General features: G+C 40.1%; 22 protein-coding genes. 5 read left to right on the top strand and 17 right to left on the bottom strand.

Annotated elements, in window-relative coordinates; genetic code table 11:
• Nucleotides 1-21: 21 nt before the first annotated feature.
• Genes RDN93_RS03510 through RDN93_RS03470 form a run of 9 tightly spaced genes read right to left on the bottom strand, consistent with a single transcriptional unit; the run spans nucleotide 22 to nucleotide 6,026 of the window.
• Nucleotides 22-291, bottom strand: a complete 270-nt coding sequence (locus RDN93_RS03510; RefSeq protein ID WP_224241837.1) for a hypothetical protein — start codon at nucleotides 289-291, stop codon at nucleotides 22-24.
• Nucleotides 288-491, bottom strand: coding sequence for a hypothetical protein (locus tag RDN93_RS03505; RefSeq protein ID WP_082425907.1), 204 nt, complete (start codon nucleotides 489-491; stop codon nucleotides 288-290). The genes RDN93_RS03510 and RDN93_RS03505 overlap by 4 nt, the downstream gene beginning before the upstream one ends.
• Nucleotides 454-981 (bottom strand): host-nuclease inhibitor Gam family protein, encoded by a 528-nt coding sequence (locus RDN93_RS03500; RefSeq protein ID WP_055256288.1) that lies wholly within the window; start codon nucleotides 979-981, stop codon nucleotides 454-456. Before RDN93_RS03500 ends, RDN93_RS03505 begins: the two co-directional genes overlap by 38 nt.
• 35 nt (nucleotides 982-1,016) lie before the next feature.
• A complete protein-coding gene (locus RDN93_RS03495; protein WP_224241838.1) occupies nucleotides 1,017-1,319 on the bottom strand; it encodes a hypothetical protein in 303 nt (100 codons plus the stop codon).
• Nucleotides 1,312-1,902 carry a helix-turn-helix domain-containing protein gene (locus RDN93_RS03490; RefSeq protein WP_055256287.1) on the bottom strand — a complete coding sequence of 197 codons (591 nt, stop codon included), beginning with the start codon at nucleotides 1,900-1,902 and terminating at the stop codon, nucleotides 1,312-1,314. The genes RDN93_RS03495 and RDN93_RS03490 overlap by 8 nt, the downstream gene beginning before the upstream one ends.
• A complete protein-coding gene (locus RDN93_RS03485; RefSeq protein ID WP_055256286.1) occupies nucleotides 1,899-2,363 on the bottom strand; it encodes a hypothetical protein in 465 nt (154 codons plus the stop codon). Before RDN93_RS03485 ends, RDN93_RS03490 begins: the two co-directional genes overlap by 4 nt.
• Nucleotides 2,364-2,377: 14 nt before the next feature.
• The gene (locus RDN93_RS03480; protein WP_055256285.1) at nucleotides 2,378-3,004 is read right to left on the bottom strand and encodes an ATP-binding protein; all 627 of its coding nucleotides are present in this window, start codon (nucleotides 3,002-3,004) and stop codon (nucleotides 2,378-2,380) included.
• On the bottom strand, nucleotides 3,004-3,897 hold the full coding sequence (locus RDN93_RS03475) for an AAA family ATPase (protein ID WP_055256284.1): 894 nt from the start codon (nucleotides 3,895-3,897) through the stop codon (nucleotides 3,004-3,006). Before RDN93_RS03475 ends, RDN93_RS03480 begins: the two co-directional genes overlap by 1 nt.
• A 38-nt stretch (nucleotides 3,898-3,935) precedes the next feature.
• The gene (locus RDN93_RS03470) at nucleotides 3,936-6,026 is read right to left on the bottom strand and encodes a DDE-type integrase/transposase/recombinase (protein WP_055256283.1); all 2,091 of its coding nucleotides are present in this window, start codon (nucleotides 6,024-6,026) and stop codon (nucleotides 3,936-3,938) included.
• Between the two features lie 164 nt (nucleotides 6,027-6,190).
• On the opposite strand from RDN93_RS03470, the gene RDN93_RS03465 reads away from it, so the two are divergent.
• Complete coding sequence (locus tag RDN93_RS03465) at nucleotides 6,191-6,604, top strand: hypothetical protein (protein ID WP_055256282.1); 414 nt, start codon at nucleotides 6,191-6,193, stop codon at nucleotides 6,602-6,604.
• Nucleotides 6,605-6,735: 131 nt separating this feature from the next.
• Here the strand turns inward: RDN93_RS03465 and RDN93_RS03460 are convergent, their stop codons facing one another.
• From RDN93_RS03460 to RDN93_RS03450, 3 genes are all read right to left on the bottom strand, one after another.
• Complete coding sequence (locus RDN93_RS03460) at nucleotides 6,736-6,915, bottom strand: hypothetical protein (RefSeq protein ID WP_055256281.1); 180 nt, start codon at nucleotides 6,913-6,915, stop codon at nucleotides 6,736-6,738.
• A gap of 151 nt (nucleotides 6,916-7,066) precedes the next feature.
• Nucleotides 7,067-7,468, bottom strand: coding sequence for a hypothetical protein (locus tag RDN93_RS03455; RefSeq protein ID WP_147351407.1), 402 nt, complete (start codon nucleotides 7,466-7,468; stop codon nucleotides 7,067-7,069).
• Between the two features lie 30 nt (nucleotides 7,469-7,498).
• Nucleotides 7,499-7,729, bottom strand: coding sequence for a hypothetical protein (locus RDN93_RS03450; protein ID WP_055256279.1), 231 nt, complete (start codon nucleotides 7,727-7,729; stop codon nucleotides 7,499-7,501).
• A 119-nt stretch (nucleotides 7,730-7,848) separates the two neighbouring features.
• On the opposite strand from RDN93_RS03450, the gene RDN93_RS03445 reads away from it, so the two are divergent.
• The 3 genes from RDN93_RS03445 (at nucleotide 7,849) to RDN93_RS03435 (ending at nucleotide 11,278) form a co-directional block, all read left to right on the top strand.
• On the top strand, nucleotides 7,849-8,364 hold the full coding sequence (locus tag RDN93_RS03445; protein ID WP_055256278.1) for a DUF4200 domain-containing protein: 516 nt from the start codon (nucleotides 7,849-7,851) through the stop codon (nucleotides 8,362-8,364).
• Between the two features lie 62 nt (nucleotides 8,365-8,426).
• Nucleotides 8,427-9,341, top strand: coding sequence for a DUF6731 family protein (locus RDN93_RS03440; protein WP_055256277.1), 915 nt, complete (start codon nucleotides 8,427-8,429; stop codon nucleotides 9,339-9,341).
• Nucleotides 9,342-10,681: 1,340 nt separating this feature from the next.
• Nucleotides 10,682-11,278: a type 1 glutamine amidotransferase family protein gene (locus RDN93_RS03435; protein WP_005678102.1), complete on the top strand. Its 597-nt coding sequence runs from the start codon at nucleotides 10,682-10,684 to the stop codon at nucleotides 11,276-11,278.
• Between the two features lie 237 nt (nucleotides 11,279-11,515).
• Here the strand turns inward: RDN93_RS03435 and RDN93_RS03430 are convergent, their stop codons facing one another.
• Together RDN93_RS03430 and RDN93_RS03425 are read right to left on the bottom strand one after the other, a co-directional pair.
• Nucleotides 11,516-11,938, bottom strand: coding sequence for a pyridoxamine 5'-phosphate oxidase family protein (locus tag RDN93_RS03430; protein ID WP_005678101.1), 423 nt, complete (start codon nucleotides 11,936-11,938; stop codon nucleotides 11,516-11,518).
• A gap of 89 nt (nucleotides 11,939-12,027) precedes the next feature.
• The gene (locus RDN93_RS03425) at nucleotides 12,028-12,915 is read right to left on the bottom strand and encodes an AraC family transcriptional regulator (RefSeq protein WP_055173657.1); all 888 of its coding nucleotides are present in this window, start codon (nucleotides 12,913-12,915) and stop codon (nucleotides 12,028-12,030) included.
• Between the two features lie 147 nt (nucleotides 12,916-13,062).
• Between RDN93_RS03425 and RDN93_RS03420 the strand changes: the two genes are divergently transcribed.
• On the top strand, nucleotides 13,063-14,220 hold the full coding sequence (locus tag RDN93_RS03420) for a YhcG family protein (RefSeq protein WP_373590687.1): 1,158 nt from the start codon (nucleotides 13,063-13,065) through the stop codon (nucleotides 14,218-14,220).
• A gap of 83 nt (nucleotides 14,221-14,303) precedes the next feature.
• On the opposite strand, the gene RDN93_RS03415 is transcribed toward RDN93_RS03420, so the two are convergent.
• From RDN93_RS03415 to RDN93_RS03405, 3 genes are all read right to left on the bottom strand, one after another.
• Entirely contained in the window at nucleotides 14,304-14,852 is a 549-nt protein-coding gene (locus tag RDN93_RS03415) for a Crp/Fnr family transcriptional regulator (protein WP_055173659.1), read from the bottom strand.
• A 40-nt stretch (nucleotides 14,853-14,892) separates the two neighbouring features.
• Nucleotides 14,893-16,257 carry an MATE family efflux transporter gene (locus tag RDN93_RS03410; RefSeq protein ID WP_055173660.1) on the bottom strand — a complete coding sequence of 455 codons (1,365 nt, stop codon included), beginning with the start codon at nucleotides 16,255-16,257 and terminating at the stop codon, nucleotides 14,893-14,895.
• Nucleotides 16,258-16,486: 229 nt separating this feature from the next.
• Nucleotides 16,487-16,813, bottom strand: a complete 327-nt coding sequence (locus RDN93_RS03405; protein WP_005678097.1) for a multidrug efflux SMR transporter — start codon at nucleotides 16,811-16,813, stop codon at nucleotides 16,487-16,489.
• Nucleotides 16,814-16,863 lie beyond the last annotated feature (50 nt).

Here is a 16,863-nt window from a genome sequence, read left to right as displayed (position 1 = left end):
TGTTTAATTGTTGATTAATTGTTATTTAAAATAGATTGAGACCAGTATTCGTCCGGATCGCTTGATGAAAATTACTCTTTGTTCTTCTTCCGTTACCAATTCCGTTGATACTTCACTCTTTACAGGAAGAGATTTCAGATCATCATCTATCGCCCATTTCAGATAGTCAAATTCGAAAGCGGAACCGTTGGGGAAAAATTCATTGATCTCTTCCAATGTGATGTCCGTGATGTATTTGAGCCATTCCGGCATATGTTCGTGCCGGAGATTACTCTTATAGATGAATTTCATGATCTTTCAGTTTTCTCGTATTTCCATCCGTTCAGACGATAACATTCCTCCCGGGCTTCTTCACGGGTGGGAAATTCCGCCACCTTATCACCTGTACTGATATTCCCGGATTCAGTCCATCGGTAAACTGCCCAGCGACTATATATGGGAGCATACGAGTATTCAGGCCGGCTGTTCGTTTTCCTTCTTGGGTTCCACATAGAATGATTCATCTTGTACTACAACCATGCCACATTTAGATAATTGCCCAGCAACTTCCTCCTTATCACGATCAGCAAGAAGACGATCCTTTGCCAGTTCCTCGCTCACCCGGATATAACCGGGAAGAAATTCCTTCACCAGATTGGTGACAGATGCCCAGGTAAAGCCTTTGACATTCTTAAGTTTCGGAGTTCCTGTACGGAAACCGAATGTCCCATGAGCACTTTCGTAACTTTTACGTTTGGAGAACAACTCTTCACGATGTTCCGTAGCGAATGTCTGCATGATCTCGAAGTTCTTTTCCCGGATAGCCTGTTGTTCTGCTAATATATCCGCATATTTGTCACGAATACGGGTGATCTCCATATCCATTTTACTCTGAATGTTCTGCACTTTGGCATCCGCCGTTGCAAATTCACTGAAGGCGATTTCCGCCTGCTCCGATGTGATGCCGGAGATCACTACTTTTTTAACTCTTGTCTTTGCCATAAAACTTGTTTTTTGATCGTTTATACTATGTTGATTCAGTACTTTATATTAAATCTTTCGCTGCCTCCCGGTCCGGGACGACGTTTCTTTTCTTCTTCCGTCAGTTCTGAGGAGGATTTCAATAGGGCAAGACGGGTACGGTTCATTTCGATACGGGTGTTCAGATTATTCCAATCCTCCAGCAGCTTGTCTGACTCTCTTGAATGTTCTATCAAGTCACGTTCCATCAGAGTATCAAAGATGGTGCTCCATCGTTCTTCATCCCTTCTGATTTGTAATTCAAGTCGCTGTGCCTCCGACATGCGGTAGGACATGCAGTAGTCGGATTCATTATTCATGTTCCGCCTCCTTTCTGTTTAGCCTATGTTCTTTTACTACAGCACTACGATTCAGTTCACGCTTGCTGTAATAAACATTCAGTCCCTTCTGATATCCCGTTATAAATCCGTTGTCCGCCCAACGTTTGATAGTAGTCTTGCTGCATCCGATATATTTGCAGGCATCTATCTGCGAAATCAAATCATCAGTAGAGATGTCTTCAACTCTTTTCCGCTTGGTTGCAGATATTTTTTTCTGTAATCCTGCACGGCGTTCCAGACGTTCCACACGTCTCAACAACTCCCTAAATTCTGAAGCGGTTATAGTGATCATCTCTTCTACCGGTTCAATATCATCTTCCTGTTCATGATCCGGAATTAGTTCGTCCAGCGTCAATTCTCCTTTCAAGAATCGTGCTGCGTCACGACAAGCATAATAAATACCTTCACTACGGTCTGCTTCTGCCACACCTGCTACATACTTATCGAAGACACTTCGTTCATTCAGTCTGTCACTGAGAACCGAGGCCTGTTCCAGGCTAATGAGATCACCCTTCTTACGAAGAATGGCAACCGCCTTATTTATTTCCTGATTCTTTCTCATGATCTTTTGTTTTTAGATTTATTGTTTTCGTTATATGCGATGGCTTCCAGTTGTTTTTTGAATGCTTTTAACTCAGACGGATACATCTCAGACACATTCTTTCGTGAGGCACTTTTGCTGCGGGCAAAGACATTCAGCTTAGCGATATTCATTTGAAATTCTTCCTGTGTATCATTTGTGTATCCCTTATTTAGAAAGGAAATCTGAAAAGACAAACAGAAAATAGCCTTTACCAACTTCTTCGCTTCCTCACGTGCTTTTTCAGCCTGATCCTCGTTGAGTGATGCTAATAATCTGCGAGCTTCATCGAAAGAAAGCTCTTTGCTGCTCTGCGTTCTCCCGTCCGTAAAAGAAGAAATGCAGTCGTGACGAGCATCATCGTCCATACCAATTCGATGAAAAGTAGCGTGCAAAGCCTTCATCTGTTGCGGACTGATTGCTTTATCTTTTGTTGTTCTCATAACTCTAACTTTTATTATCGTTGATATTTATCTCCCCAGTATTTTTCAGCTTCTTCCGACCATACGTCAATCTGCATTTTCGGTCCGTTGAACCGCCCCTTGCTGAAAGCCCTGTATCCTTCTACGTAAACTTTCTGGGAAGCATCGTACATCACGCTACGGGCACTACGCCCGGAAGGAAGCTTTCCATCCGCATGGCTTACGAAAATAATCAGCTTGTCTTTATGCTTTTCCTTGAAGGTGATATACTGCTTATACGTCATCTGCGTATACTGGAAACTGTCAATCACCACAATTCCCGGAGATTTTCGTCGCAACAGTCGTTCACTCAAATCTTTCATCGGCTCATTGTCTAGAAGAAGAAACCGACGGTTCACTTCCAGCATTCCGCATCGTAACAGTGTATTTTTCATTGTCAGGCTGGCTCCCTCTTCAAGACTGTCATAAATTACCCGTTCAAACTGACACAAGTATTTGCAAAGCTGCACTACAAAAGTGGTCTTTCCATTTCCTGAGTTTCCCCAGACTATCCAGATACCTTTCCGTTCAGGCTCACCGAAAGCGTCATACCATTCATCCCGAAAAGGGAAAGTCTCAATCTTCGTAGCCAATAACTCGCTCACCGATTTGGCTCTTCCCATTATTCCGCTTCTCCTTTCCTGGCACGTGCATCCATGATACGTTTGCGGCTATGTACACAGCGTTTCACCCGTCGCAAGTCGTTCTCGCTAGCCTCTGCGTCTTTCAATACTTTCTTTATTTCCGCTTCGTCCGTCAGCCCGTTAACCTGGCAGATGGCGTGAATATCGTTTTGGGTCGTGCTTTTTACCTCGAAGAAACGACGGCCAATACGGCTGTATATTTCCTTATAGCCCTTCTTATTATAACGGAGCCCATTCTCCAGGCGACGTTTGATATAGTTGGTAGAAAGGAAAATGATTCCCGCATGACCTTCCAGACGATTATAAATGGAAATGAAGTAATTGAATACGCTATCCGTCAGTTTGTCGCCCTCGTCGAAAATAATAAGCGGATTTCCCAAAAAGGCGATCATCGAAATGGCATACTCCAGCATGTCCCGAAGGTTGGTCCCATCAGTAGGAGCACCCACCTGCTTGGATATCTCACGTACGAAGTCGCTTTTCTTCATGTCTTCGGAACAGAGGATATAAAAGACGTTCCGGTGCTTCTTGCGATAGTCGATAGCAGCGGTAGTTTTTCCACACCCGGCATCACCTACAATCCACGTGACGTTCTTATACATCTGCGCATCAGTCATCATAAAGGATATTTCTTTGAAGGCCACACTTTCGTGAATCTCCCAACAATCGAAACTGAATCCGATCTGCGTGGCGATGCGAATAAACATATCGTCAGAGATATTGGCATATTTACTGTTCACTATGGTAGATACAGTGGCGGCACTCACACCGTTCAGGCTTTCAGCCGCACGGTTACGGGACAGGTAGTTGTCACAGTAGGCATTCAGTGCGTCACGGATAGCATTCTTATGCTCAAGGCTTAATTCTTTCATTGTTTCGTATATTGTTTAAACAGTTATTTTTCGTCATTCTAATAGCGTTCAAGACAGTCGATATCATCAAATGTGAGATTGGAAGTCACTTTGGTATATTCTCCGGTAGTGGAATATGCCAGTTCCGTGCCGTCATCCTCTTCCTCAATCGCCAGTTTTTCCGGCAGGGATATGGGGGACTGTAGCGTTCCGGCTTCATATTTCTCACGCACTTCCTTCATTTTCTTTTCGCTCACATTCTTCGGTTGCGGAGTAGAGAGGTTAAAGAGTTCGGCTGCGATGGATTCGTCCAGATCGAAATCTTCTGTGCTGAGTTGGATCAGCGCCATTGTCTCCTTATTTTGGTCGACAGTTCGACGCATGAAGGAAGTCTGATCAGCGGTTCGAGTCTGTGTGTCACGGTTAATGACGGTCCGCGGAGTTGCGCTTATGCTGTATTTCAATCCGGAAGCGGTCGGTTCCCAAAGTTCAATACGGGTCATATCCATCGGATCATACATCACACGGAACTTGCGTCCTGTGTTACGAAGTGCCCACTGTTCATTACGAAGTCCGTCTTCGCCATAGACTTCGTACTCATATTTCTGCTTGTCAATCTCTATTTTCAGCCCGGCATTGGTGTAGGTCACCTCTTTGGCGCTTGTGAGCCAGAACATCTGAATCAGTTCAACCGGCTGCACGGGTGATGTTTCCGGATTCTCGCTCATGCGGTACATGTCAATCCGAGCGATACCGGTAGCCGGATGAGCGGCATTGTTCCATTCCTCACGGCATTGACGGTAGATTTCTTTCACTTCTTCCAGAGTAGGAAGAGCGTAAGCGTTCTTTTCTATGAATTCAAGATTGGGCTTGCTGTTCATCTTTACAGCTGTCACGTTCTGCCCGGTGAAATACCATATTTTATGAAGTATCTGCTGCTGGAACCGGCCGAAGACGCTTTCTATTGTTTTGCTCTGACCGTTGTATGGCATGGTAGGTTTATGAAGGATAGCAATCTTGTCGAAAAATCCTCGCGCCGCCAGCTTATTATGTCCACCCTGATTGTCGTTTACAATTTCATAGGGACGAACACCAGCGAATTCTACTGCCTGCCGGAAAGCCCGGTACTGACTGTCAAAAGTTTCTTTCGGAGCGATATCGTAGCCTATTAACGTCTCACTATAAGCGTCAAGAACTTCGTAAACAGAAGTGGTACACATTTTATTATCCGCATTTTTATAGTACAGGTTCAGCTTAGTACCATCGGAATACCAAAGAGCGTCACGCATCTGCGGAAGTTGTGTCTTCAATAAAGAAGAGTATTTCGATTTCCACTTCTGCATTCCATATACGGCAGCAAACCAAAGTGGCATCACGGCAGGATCATACAGATAATTGCGAAGAGTGGTCATGGACTTGATTGGTTTCAGTCCACGTTCTATCGCCTGGTGATTGTACTCCTCAAATATCTGAGAGTCGTTATAAATAGGAAACTTACTACGTTTTAGTTTTAGCAACAAGCGTCCTTCCAACGGTCCGATCTTACGAGTGTTCTGGTTACCATTCTTGGCACTGATCAATACCTCATACCCATACTTCTTATAAGCATTGTACTTTTCACGCAGACGAGCAGCATTAGCGGGAAGCGTATGTTGATACAGCGAACGAAGTTTCTCACAAGTACCCATTACAGCCTCCCAAATTTCCCTGGAGTGTGAATAACCACTCTTCCTGTGCAGCGATTTCATTTCATTCTCCACACAAATCATTTCATTCATTACTTGTGCGTTCAGTACATATTCTGTCTGTTTCACATCTGTCAGGCTGCTACCATCGGATAATGTAAATTTATCACGGTAAAATTCAATAGCTTTGCTATCAGTTCTTAGTGTATCACTCATGGTTTCTTCTTTGATTTGTTCTTTCAGTTGCTGTTCTGCATCCGGGTACTTGGCGTCATAAGCCTCCTTGATGGGTTTGTAAAGGGAAACATAGTCAATGAGAGCACAAGAACCTTTCCCTTTCCCCGGACGGAGTACACGAATCTTCCCTTCACGAACTTTCTTTTTATAGTTCGGCTCACTCAGGATTCCCCCCTGAGTCACCAGCTCAGCGAAAGTCACGCACCGTATATTACCAAACATTTCCATAATCAAACATTTTAAATTTGCACAAGCGTCCGGCACTGACCCGAACCCGTAAGCCACTCATAAGAGTTCTTATCTTGCATGTGAGAAAAACACTATTCCTATTCCTCACGAACCGGAATAGTCTGCTACCTTTGTAGCTATCCAAACCAATAAATTATATAATCATGAATATCACTGTCGATAAAAAAGATGCCGTTTTAGCTGCCGCTATTGATGCTGAACGTTACCCTGCTTGTCATATGAGATACGATGCTCCTAAACCATTTGATATACCATACCCGGAAACGATGCATGTTCTTAGAGAGCTTGCCCAAATGGGATATATATCCAAACCGGAACCTTATGGGGAAGAAGTGCATTTCAAAGCTAACTCAGGACTTAATTCTTTCTTCGAACGGGGTGGGTTTCGTGCTCAGGAACTTTTCCTTGAAGCTAATCTTACAAAGATATGCCACGAAGCGGACAAGCTTGCGTCGGAACTCCCACCATCTTTCACTGAACGAATAAAACCAATCCTTGAACTCGCCAATTCGGCTGCTACTATCATACAAGGGATAAACACCGTTCTCGGTAAATAAGTATCGGCAGTAGACAGAATAAAAAGCTTTCTTGTCCGAAATATGAACACGTTCATATCTCACCAATTTAGATTCTTCTATCAGCCAGCGAAGTTTATACAGCCGATACAATATACGGAGGGCGCGAAACATCACTCAGCCCTCCTTTCTTCCTCCAAAGCCCGTCCCAACAACATCACCACCGCCAATACCACCAGCATTCCTGCCGTACAAGCTTCTTTAAAAGTTATACCTATACCATCGGCTAAACTGACAGCCATTGCTATAGCTATAACAGCGGCTACATTCTGAATCCATCTAATTGCTTTCATATCATTGCTTATTAAAATTATTACTCAAAATATCTATCCCTATTCATCCCGAACCGGGATAGTTTCGCTACATTTGTAGCTACCAAACTTAAAATTAATTTTATCATGAATCACTTTATGAGAATCACCTTCCCATCAACTGACGACAACACTATTTCAAGTGTGAGATCAGAGTTTGCGCATCGTCTAAGGAAAATGAACCTGAGATACAAAAGTGACATCTATTATCCTGAGTCTTCATGGTCAACCCCTGCATTTGGAGTTCCTGAGGAACTGACATTCTTAATCGGTGCGCCAAAAGATAAGCAAGTAAACTACTTGGAGATAGAAAAGACTCTTCACAAATTAGCGGACGAGATGAAAGTACTTTTTCCGCATATCGGTAAGATACATACTGAATTTCAACCCCTTCTTCTTCCGAGGTAGATTCTGCGCAATTAACTTTCTCAAGTGTGTCCTGACACTTTTCAATAATACCGGCAGCAGAAATCATGCTGCTGGTATTATTATCTACTATCATTGATCTTTCAAAGGATGTTAATGTGATTTTCATAACTGAAATAATTAAATGGTTTATACTCCTTCAAAAAGTTATTGTTTCCTTGTATGGATTCTCCACCTTCTTTTTGATAGTGGTCACTTCATATTGCTCCGCTCCATGATTCAAGGCGTAAGCACGCAATATTCGAGCGGTAGGACTCTTAGTTTCAAAGCGCATTGCACTTTGCACTGTTCTTTCAGTCACTTTGAACACTTTGGCAATCTCTCTTTGGAGTTCCAAACTGATTTCAATCACTTCTTTTTTTTCTTCCATACTAACATTATTATTAATTGTTATTTCCTATCTTTGAAGCGTCTCCCATTGGAAGACTTTGCAAATGTATACTAAATATAATTAGCAGCAAAAGAAATTACTAAATATTTTTAGCAATAATGAATACTATTTTTAGCAGATTAAAAGAATATGTTGATTCACTGGGAATTAGTAATAATGAATTTGGTAGAGTTATTGGATGCTCTAGCGCTCAGGTAACCCAGATGCTGACACACGAAAAAAATTTCGGCGTGGATAAACTACTAAAAATATTTAGTGGATATCCAACCTTAAATCCTGATTGGCTTCTCACGGGTAATGGTCCCATGCTTCGAGATAACAAAACATCCGAAAGAAACAAACGGAGTAGTACGCTAATTACTACGCCAATTTCTCCAGCCGAAGAAGCTATTATATATAAGATGTATAAGGAGAAAGAAGCTAAAATTGAAGAACTAAACGCTAAAATGCTATCAATGTCTGAAGAGATTGGTCGCCTCAAGGCTCAAGTAGAACAACAACACCCAGAAATATCTGAATTTCATCCTAAGGGTTTAGACCATGTGAAGAATGCTTCTACAAAGAAAGCTTCTTCGCCAGATGCCGACAATGTGACCTCTGCCACTGCCCGATAAAAATGGATTTAATTGAAAATTAAGACACTATTTCTAATATAGTAATCACAAAAAATAAGAATATGGCAAAGAAAAATGTAACTGTTTTTAAGGTTGAATCAGCTGGAATTGATGAATTTTCCAAAATATTATTAAATCCAAATTTTTATTCAGCAATAGAGTTGGATTCACTGAAAACAACCGAATTAAAATTTGTTGAAAAAAATCCCAATGGAACTATTACTGGTCTATTTGTTACTACGCAAAAAAAAGGAATTCCACCAGCACATACTCCTGGTGGAGATGACTACACAGCTATTCCATTAGACGATGGACAAGGATTAGCATATCCAAACACAATATTATATGATCCTCACACAGGCGCATTGTATATTGAAACAAACAGGATCGGTGTAAACGAAGGACGTATTTGCGAATATTTCACATCACATGCACTAAAGAATGGACTAACAGAATTTAATATATCATTGCTTCCTATTCTGAAATCTGAAGCATACAAAAGAGTCGATAGAATGATTCTTATAGATTCAGTTGAATGTAAAATAGCTAATCCTATACAAATAATAAAAGACTCTGCACAAAATGGATCAATACGTCAATTTGGTGCATTAGCACGAGAATTGAATGCAACAAAAACTATGTCATTTATTTTTAAGTCGGAAGAAGTTACAGGAGGACTTTCGAAATCAGAAATACTCAATATGATAAAATTCTTCTCTCGTGTTATATCTGGTACTTCAACTGAATATAGAAATAATAAATTAAAAATAATTGGCCGTAACCATTTAGAAAATGAAGATATGAGTACGGCAGAAGAAGTGGTTGATTTACTTTTAGACAAAATTAAGGGATCATTTAAATTAGACGAACCCAATGTTGCTTCTCATCTACTCTATACAGAGAGGAAAAGGGGAATTACAGAAGTTTATTCTAAATTTAATAGAGAAGTTCTTAGCATTGTTGGGAATAAAATCTAGAGAAGTACATAAAATATATCTAAAAAACGGTAACTCAAAAATGTAGAATATACTGTTATATAGAGCCAAACTCCAACGAAATAATCATAATGTGGTATTTTACTGTCAAGTTTGAACGACAATAAAAAAACGGCAGTAAATACAACCGAAAAAAACACCCATTTAACGGCTTTCTTATTATAGGAAATAAGTTCGTCGAATCTTCCGACCTGTTTTATCTCTTTAACAGCTCGAGAAGGAGACTGGTATAACGTAGTTAAAGCTGTCAATAAAAAGCCAAAGATTATACTCAATGCAGTTAGTATAGCAGTTAGAAATGTATCATCATAAACAGAGATATAGAGATAATTTATTACAGGCATTGAACGGAAAACATAAAGCAACACACAAATTACTATTGTGAAAAGAAGCGGATAATATTTTTCGACCCACAATGAAATGATATTTGGAACTTTTATCTTCATTCTGTTTTCAAACTTTTAAAATGCAAACTTAAAAAAAACTACGATATAAATAGTCTTAATCGCAAAAAAACATCACACACACACTTTTACCGCTAAATCACATGTTATTCCCAATATACACACTATAAATCAATTACTTATCTCACATTTACATTATCATAAGCAGTCGTAATAATGATATTATCCCCCTATTAAAACGCATAAATACGGCAAAAAACGTATCAAAAATGGCATTATCCATATCCGAACACGCAAAAAAAAGTTCTGAAAAGGTATCCCTAAACTTGATAACTCCTTCTATTCACGGAAAAATATAGTATCCCTAAACAGTATCTTTAATGGTATCCCTAACTATGTTTTTAACAAATCATCATCCAATCAAACTTTCCAATGCAGATTGCCGACCAATACCAATAACCAACCTATTTAAACAGTTTCTCAAATGCTTGAATATAAATGTAGCCTACCTCTGCTCAATGCACAGAAATAGGCTAAAAGTAGTCTCCTAGCTAGTCTTTATTATCAATTCAATGGCTATTTGCACCATCAGATTAGCTCAAAGTAACTTTCATAGCATTCAAGCCGTTCAAATAACAAGCATGTGTAACTCAAAAGACAATCTGTGTAACGTATCGTTTTGTTTTTCCCATTTTATAAAAATCACCTCAACACCTTTATTCATCGGCAGTCCAACATGTTTTTGCGGCCGCCGTAGTTTACACACATCGTTCTGTGCCCCCTACGTACTAATAAAGGCTATAATGGAAAATATAACAGAAAGGTTATACATCACATGAGATAATAACAATTAAATAAAAACGTTCTACAATCAATTAAATATAGTATCTTCGTACACGCAAAAAGATAGAAGTTTATATGAAAGAAGTAATATTTGTAATTCTAGAAGGTTTCGCCGACTGGGAAGGTGCATATATAGCTACCTGTTTGAATCAGGGAGTCAAGCCCGGAAATCCTATTAGTTATAAAGTGAAAACTTTATCAATAACCAAAGAACCTGTAAGTTCAATAGGTGGATTCAAGGTGCTGCCCGATTACGGGCTCAACGATATGCCGGAAAATTATGCCGGTTTGGTATTAATTGGAGGAATGAATTGGTTCTCACCTCTAGGTGAACTAATAGTTCCACTTGTAGAAAAAGCAGTAAAAGAGAATAAGTTAGTTGCCGGAATATGCAATGCTTCTGTATTTCTTGGTATGCATGGTTTTCTTAATGAGGTTAAGCATACCAGCAATACACTCGATTATTTAAAACAGTATGCCGGAGACAAATATACAGGCGATTCCAACTATATCAACAAACAGGCTGTAAGGGACGGAAATATTGTAACTGCCAACGGAACCGGGCAACTGGAATTTTGCAAGGAAATATTATATGCATTAGAAGCGGATACAACCGATGCGATAGAAGAAAGTTATCTGTTTTACAAAAATGGATTCTGCCCGGAGACATAAAACGAATGAAAGAATGACCATTCTTAAAAAAAGAATATTTAAACAATCAGAATGGTTACAATTGTACTACGTCTAAGAGAAATAGGTCTGTATTTATACATATTATTGCATTGAGCGATACAATTTAGTCGCCAATTCATTGTTTTTTTAAATCGCTATTCTTTTATAAAATCTTAAAAATAGTACATTGAGACTATAAAAGCTCTGTCACTCAATTTCTCTTATGTACTATGAGTTCTATTCTACGATAAAGCTCTCCGATTTGAAATTACTATAAAACCTACCGGAAGTTGCCGTAAATTTCAATACACAATAGTCGGAGTCGGTAACACCTTCGGGATAATACATTATATCACCTTCCTGCCATATCATCTCTTTACTGACACTATCAACCAACACTTCCATGGTACCGCGCAACATTACTCCCCGAAAGAAGCGGTTATCACAAAAGTAAATACAGGCATGACTGTTCTTCCGGTATTGTGCAACACGCATTGACGAAGTATTCGTTGTCAGATAAATCGTTTTTATCCCTTCCCTTTTCCGGGGTTGCAACATGGCTTTGATATTGGGAAATCCTTCGCTGTCTATGGAACCGATAAAGGCTGTTTTCTGCTTGTCAATCATGGTTCCCACCGTTTTTTCTACATCTCTCATCATTTAATAATTTAATTGGTTATTATTTGATGCAAAAGTAAGGATATTGAGCAGAGCCGATGCAATAAAAAGAAAGGGAGAAATAGTACTTTTTACGGTTTATACTTTTTACGGTAAAGCAAGGGAGTTTCTCCCGTATGCTGCCGGAAGCGGCGGATAAAATAAGAAACCGTTGAAAAATGAAGCTCAAACGCAATATCCGATATCGGAGCGTCTGTATAAGCAAGTAATCTCTTAGCCTCATCTATCACTTTATTCTGAATGTATTGTTTCGCACTAACCCCCATTACCGACGTTATGATTTCATTCAGGTAATTGGGAGTGATGCAAAGTTTATCCGCATAAAACTGAACGGAATGTTGTTCCTTCAAATGGGTTCCGACCAAATGGATGAATCTGTCTATATGAGTATTATTGATTTCTTTATCTGTGGGGATTTCTTCGTTTGAAACCGCCTTCTGATACGCCCGCTCCAACAGCATTAGAACTTCATACAGCAATGCCCTCAAAACATGCACGTCATTATCATTCTGTTTGTAAGAGTCAATCTCCGTTTTGATATTGTGTAATACTTGAAGGACACGTGTATAAAGTTCGTCTGGAAGATGCAGTTTGGCTGATGTCTTTTCCGGTTTGAAAAACGCAAGATGCCGGACAAACATGGAATCTCTAAGGAGGGAAGATAAAAACTCATCCTCAAAAATCAAGGCATATCCATTTGTTATATGACGCGTATCCCAGTTCCGAATCTCTCCCGCCTTAGAAAAAAACACATCTTGAGGGAAAGCTTCATAAGTACGGTTGTCAATGGAAAAGCTCCCCTCTCCTTCCGTTATAAAAGTAATGTCATAATAAGTCAATGTATGGACGGAACTTTCAGCCAGGAACTTCTTCACATATTTCAGTTCGACGACATCAATCAAAAGTTCACTGCCATACTTATTCTTGTGAAAAGTATATCGGGGAATCGAGTTCTTCATTATCGTTCAATTATCCGTGCAAAGATAATTAATTATTTTTTTATACTTGTTACTATTGAGGTAAGTTATTCTGCCAACATTATTCCATCTCCAATAAAAGTATTACCTTTGTTTGTAATTTAACGAGTATATATTATGCCAAACAATATTTTTTTAGAAACCAAATACACAATAGCTGTCCAAACAATAAAGACAGTTATATTACAGAGCCAATATCAAGCAATAAAGCTTTTAAACAAGGAACAATTGGCTTTGTATTATGGCATAGGACGTTATATTTCTCAAAATTCACGTAATGGATATTGGGGAACCGGTGCCATTGCTTTCATTAGCAACAAGCTTCAAATGGAACTGCCCGGCCTTAGAGGTTTTTCTGAAACAAACCTCAGATTAATGCGTATATTCTATGAAGAATGGGATATGCTTGACGGCAATTCATCAGTTACAACTGACAAAACACAAAATACTGAAAGTGAGCAAGAAGCAAATTCATCAGTTGCAACTGATGAATTAAAAGAGACAGCAGAAATTCGGCAGTTGCAACTTCCGAATTTCAAGGATTTCCCCGTAGAAGAGTTCTTTAAAATAGGTTTTACCCATCACACAACAATTCTATCACAGGTAAAAACTGCCGAAGAACGTTATTTCTATATAAGATTATGTGCTAATGAACTTCTAAAAGTGGATGCATTAAAGAAACTTATAAAAGAAGACATATATCACAATCAAGGTTCTTTGCCTAATAACTTTATGGCAAAACTGCCAACCGCAGATTTTGCCAAACGGGCAATATTGGCTTTCAAAGACGAATATTTACTGGACTTCATTAATGTAGAGGAACTTGGAGCACGGGATATAGAAGATGTTGACGAAAGAATTGTGGAGAACAAGATTGTACAGAACATAAAAAACTTCATTATGACTTTCGGACGGGATTTTACATTTGTGGGTAATCAGTTCCGGGTTGAAGCATTGGGACACACTCATATTATAGACTTATTATTTTTCAATCGAGAATTATCTTCATTAGTTGCAATTGAGCTAAAGACAGGGTCTTTCAAGACTGCATATCTTGGACAATTGAATATGTATCTTAGTGTCCTTGATGATTTTGTGCGCAAACCGAATGAAAATCCGTCAATCGGCATCGTATTGTGTAAAAGTGCGGATAAAGCATATGTAGAATATGCCGTCAGGGACTATGAAAAACCAATGGGTGTAGCTACCTATAAAACCGCATCTGACATGCCCGAACGACTGAGGAAAGCTTTGCCTGATATAGAGGAACTTAAAAAGCTATTATAAAGAAAGTAGCCAAACTCTTTGCTCAATCAATGAATTTGGCTGCTTTTACATCAGCCTTGTTTTATAGATAACTAAACGCTTTCTTATTTCTGACTTCCCACCAAATACCCCAAGCTTATCACATCAGCCCCTAAATAATGAGTAATATACTTCAGAGGGACTCTGTACAGGATATCGGGTATTTCCGTCAATAGAGAAAGATACCTTTCTCTAATTGTCAGTTTACGCGTATTCACATTCATTTCTTCTTTAAAGTAAAACTGGTATTCCATGAGCTGACGTACCAGGTTGGAGAACGTTATGGACGTAGCGCACAGTTCTTCAATCTTATCCTCGCTGATGTAGTAAGCCACACATCTCGTCAGTGTTTTTACGGAATGTTTTCTTGTGTTGTAACACAATATCGCATCCCCTGCCGACAGGAAGCGAATAGTCCTGTCCTTTCCCTGATGACTGGAAAATGTATGCAAGATACCGGAAACGATAATATACAAGCTCTGCTCGGGCATTGTAGCAGAAGCAATCGTCTCGCCTTTATCCAAATGCACCATTTCCATACGAGCCAACAGTTCTGTCACTTCTCTTTCTTCCACCTGATACTCAAAACAGAGTTTCTTCAAATAAGCCTCCATACAAATTGATTTTAGTTAATATATGTCACTTAGAAAACACTTAATTCGATATAGCAGGCATCGCAGTGCCTTTCGAGTACATTCTCTTTTGGTTATATCGCAAATACCAAATACAAATCAACAACGAAGCCACCGTCGACAAGGGCGGAGCAAAGCCCATGAGGAACAGCGAGGAACTGTCTATCTGACTGAACCAGTACGACAACGGAATACGGAACAGGAAAGTCGCTATCAGACTGTGAATCATCGGGAACAATGAATTCCCCTGTCCGCTGAAGTAAGAATTGATGCAGAACACAAAACTTACAATGATACAGTCGATACTATATCCCCGCAGATACTCCGCCGCCATTGCCACCACCGCCGCATCTTTGGAAAAGAATGCGGTAAGCGTCTCCGGCAGGAATTGGGAATACACACAAACCGATACACCGAAAACAAGGGCAATTCCAATGCCCGAAGCCAGGCATTTGTTCATCCGCTGTATCAGTCCCGCACCGTAATTCTGTGCCGTCATGGTTGCCACTGCCGATGATATCGCCATTGGCGGCAGCATTGCAAAGACGATGATTTTCTCCACAACACCCAAAGACGCCGATGCGATGACTCCCATTTGGTTGACAATGACCGTTATAATCAAGAATGAAATATTGATTAACGCGTCCTGTAATGCAATAGGTGCTCCCAGCACCATAATCTTTTTGGATAAGTTCTTGTTAAGCCGGATATCTTTCCGAGTAAACTCGAAATGGAATCCATGACCGTGCAAGAACCAAAGCGAAATAACAAAACTGCCCCCCTGTGCTGTTATTGTAGCCAATGCGGCTCCCGTAGCCCCCAAATGGAAATAGTCGACCAAGATAAAGTCGAGGACAATATTAATCACGCACGCCAATCCTACAAAATAAAGCGGTGTTTTGGAGTCGCCCAGTCCACGCAGGATACCACACACTACGTTGTACCCAATAATGAATAAAATACCTGTCGAACATACCAAAATATAACTTTTCGTATCAGCCATTGCTTCCGCAGGCGTATGCATCAGTTCGGCTATCTGCCCGTGAAACACGACCATGACTAAAGTCAGCAAAACACCTACGATTGAAAACAGCCATACGGAAGAACCGATTGTAGATGCTACTTTCCTATTATCCTTTGCTCCGGTGGCAATAGCAATCAGCACGGTTGTCCCCGTTGTAATGCCAAGGATGATACCTGTAATCGTCTGCATCACCTGGCTGCCGATAGCTACAGCCGCCACACTGGCAGAATCATCGTATTGCCCTACAACAAACAAGTCCGCCCCACCATAAAGTGCCTGAAGCACGTTGGCAATAAGGAAAGGTACTGCAAATTGCAGCAATACTTTCGGAACGCTCCCCTGTGTCAAATTCAACTCTTTCATAGTTTCTTCGATACTTTACCTCTTATCTTAAATTGTTACAATAAAAAAATAGTGCCGGACAAGCGAATGATTTGCACCATTCATCTTATCCGGCACTATAATTATCTATTATAGCACCCTCCGATGAGGATTTTTATGCCTGCCCCTGTTTTCGGGCTGCAAATATGGGCTTTGTTTTCATAACTACCAAATTATAGCTGCACTTTATTTTTCAGGATACAATCGGGTATCAATGTGATACCAATTTCAACCCGATAATGGAGCAAATCAGTGTGAAGATAAAGAACAACCGTCCCACACTTGCAGGTTCTTTAAAGAAGAAAATACCGATTAATACCGTGCCCGCCGCACCGATGCCTGTCCATATCGCATAAGCCGTACCAACCGGCAATGTCTTGGTCACCTTTATCAGAAGCAGCATACTCACACATAAGGATACCAAGAGTACGAATGACCACACATATTTTTCCATTCCGAATACCCTGTTTATCTTTCCCAGGCAGAAAGTAAACACCAGCTCAAGGCAACCTGCCAAAATCAAAAGAATCCAATTCATAACATTTTTTTATTTGCAAAGGTCATGAATTTCCGGCAGCCTCTATTTTA

The sequence above is a fragment of the uncultured Bacteroides sp. genome (genome assembly GCF_902491285.1).
Classification (GTDB): domain Bacteria; phylum Bacteroidota; class Bacteroidia; order Bacteroidales; family Bacteroidaceae; genus Bacteroides.
Note: the sequence above shows the minus strand (reverse complement) of the source record. Positions and strands in the feature narration are given on the sequence as shown.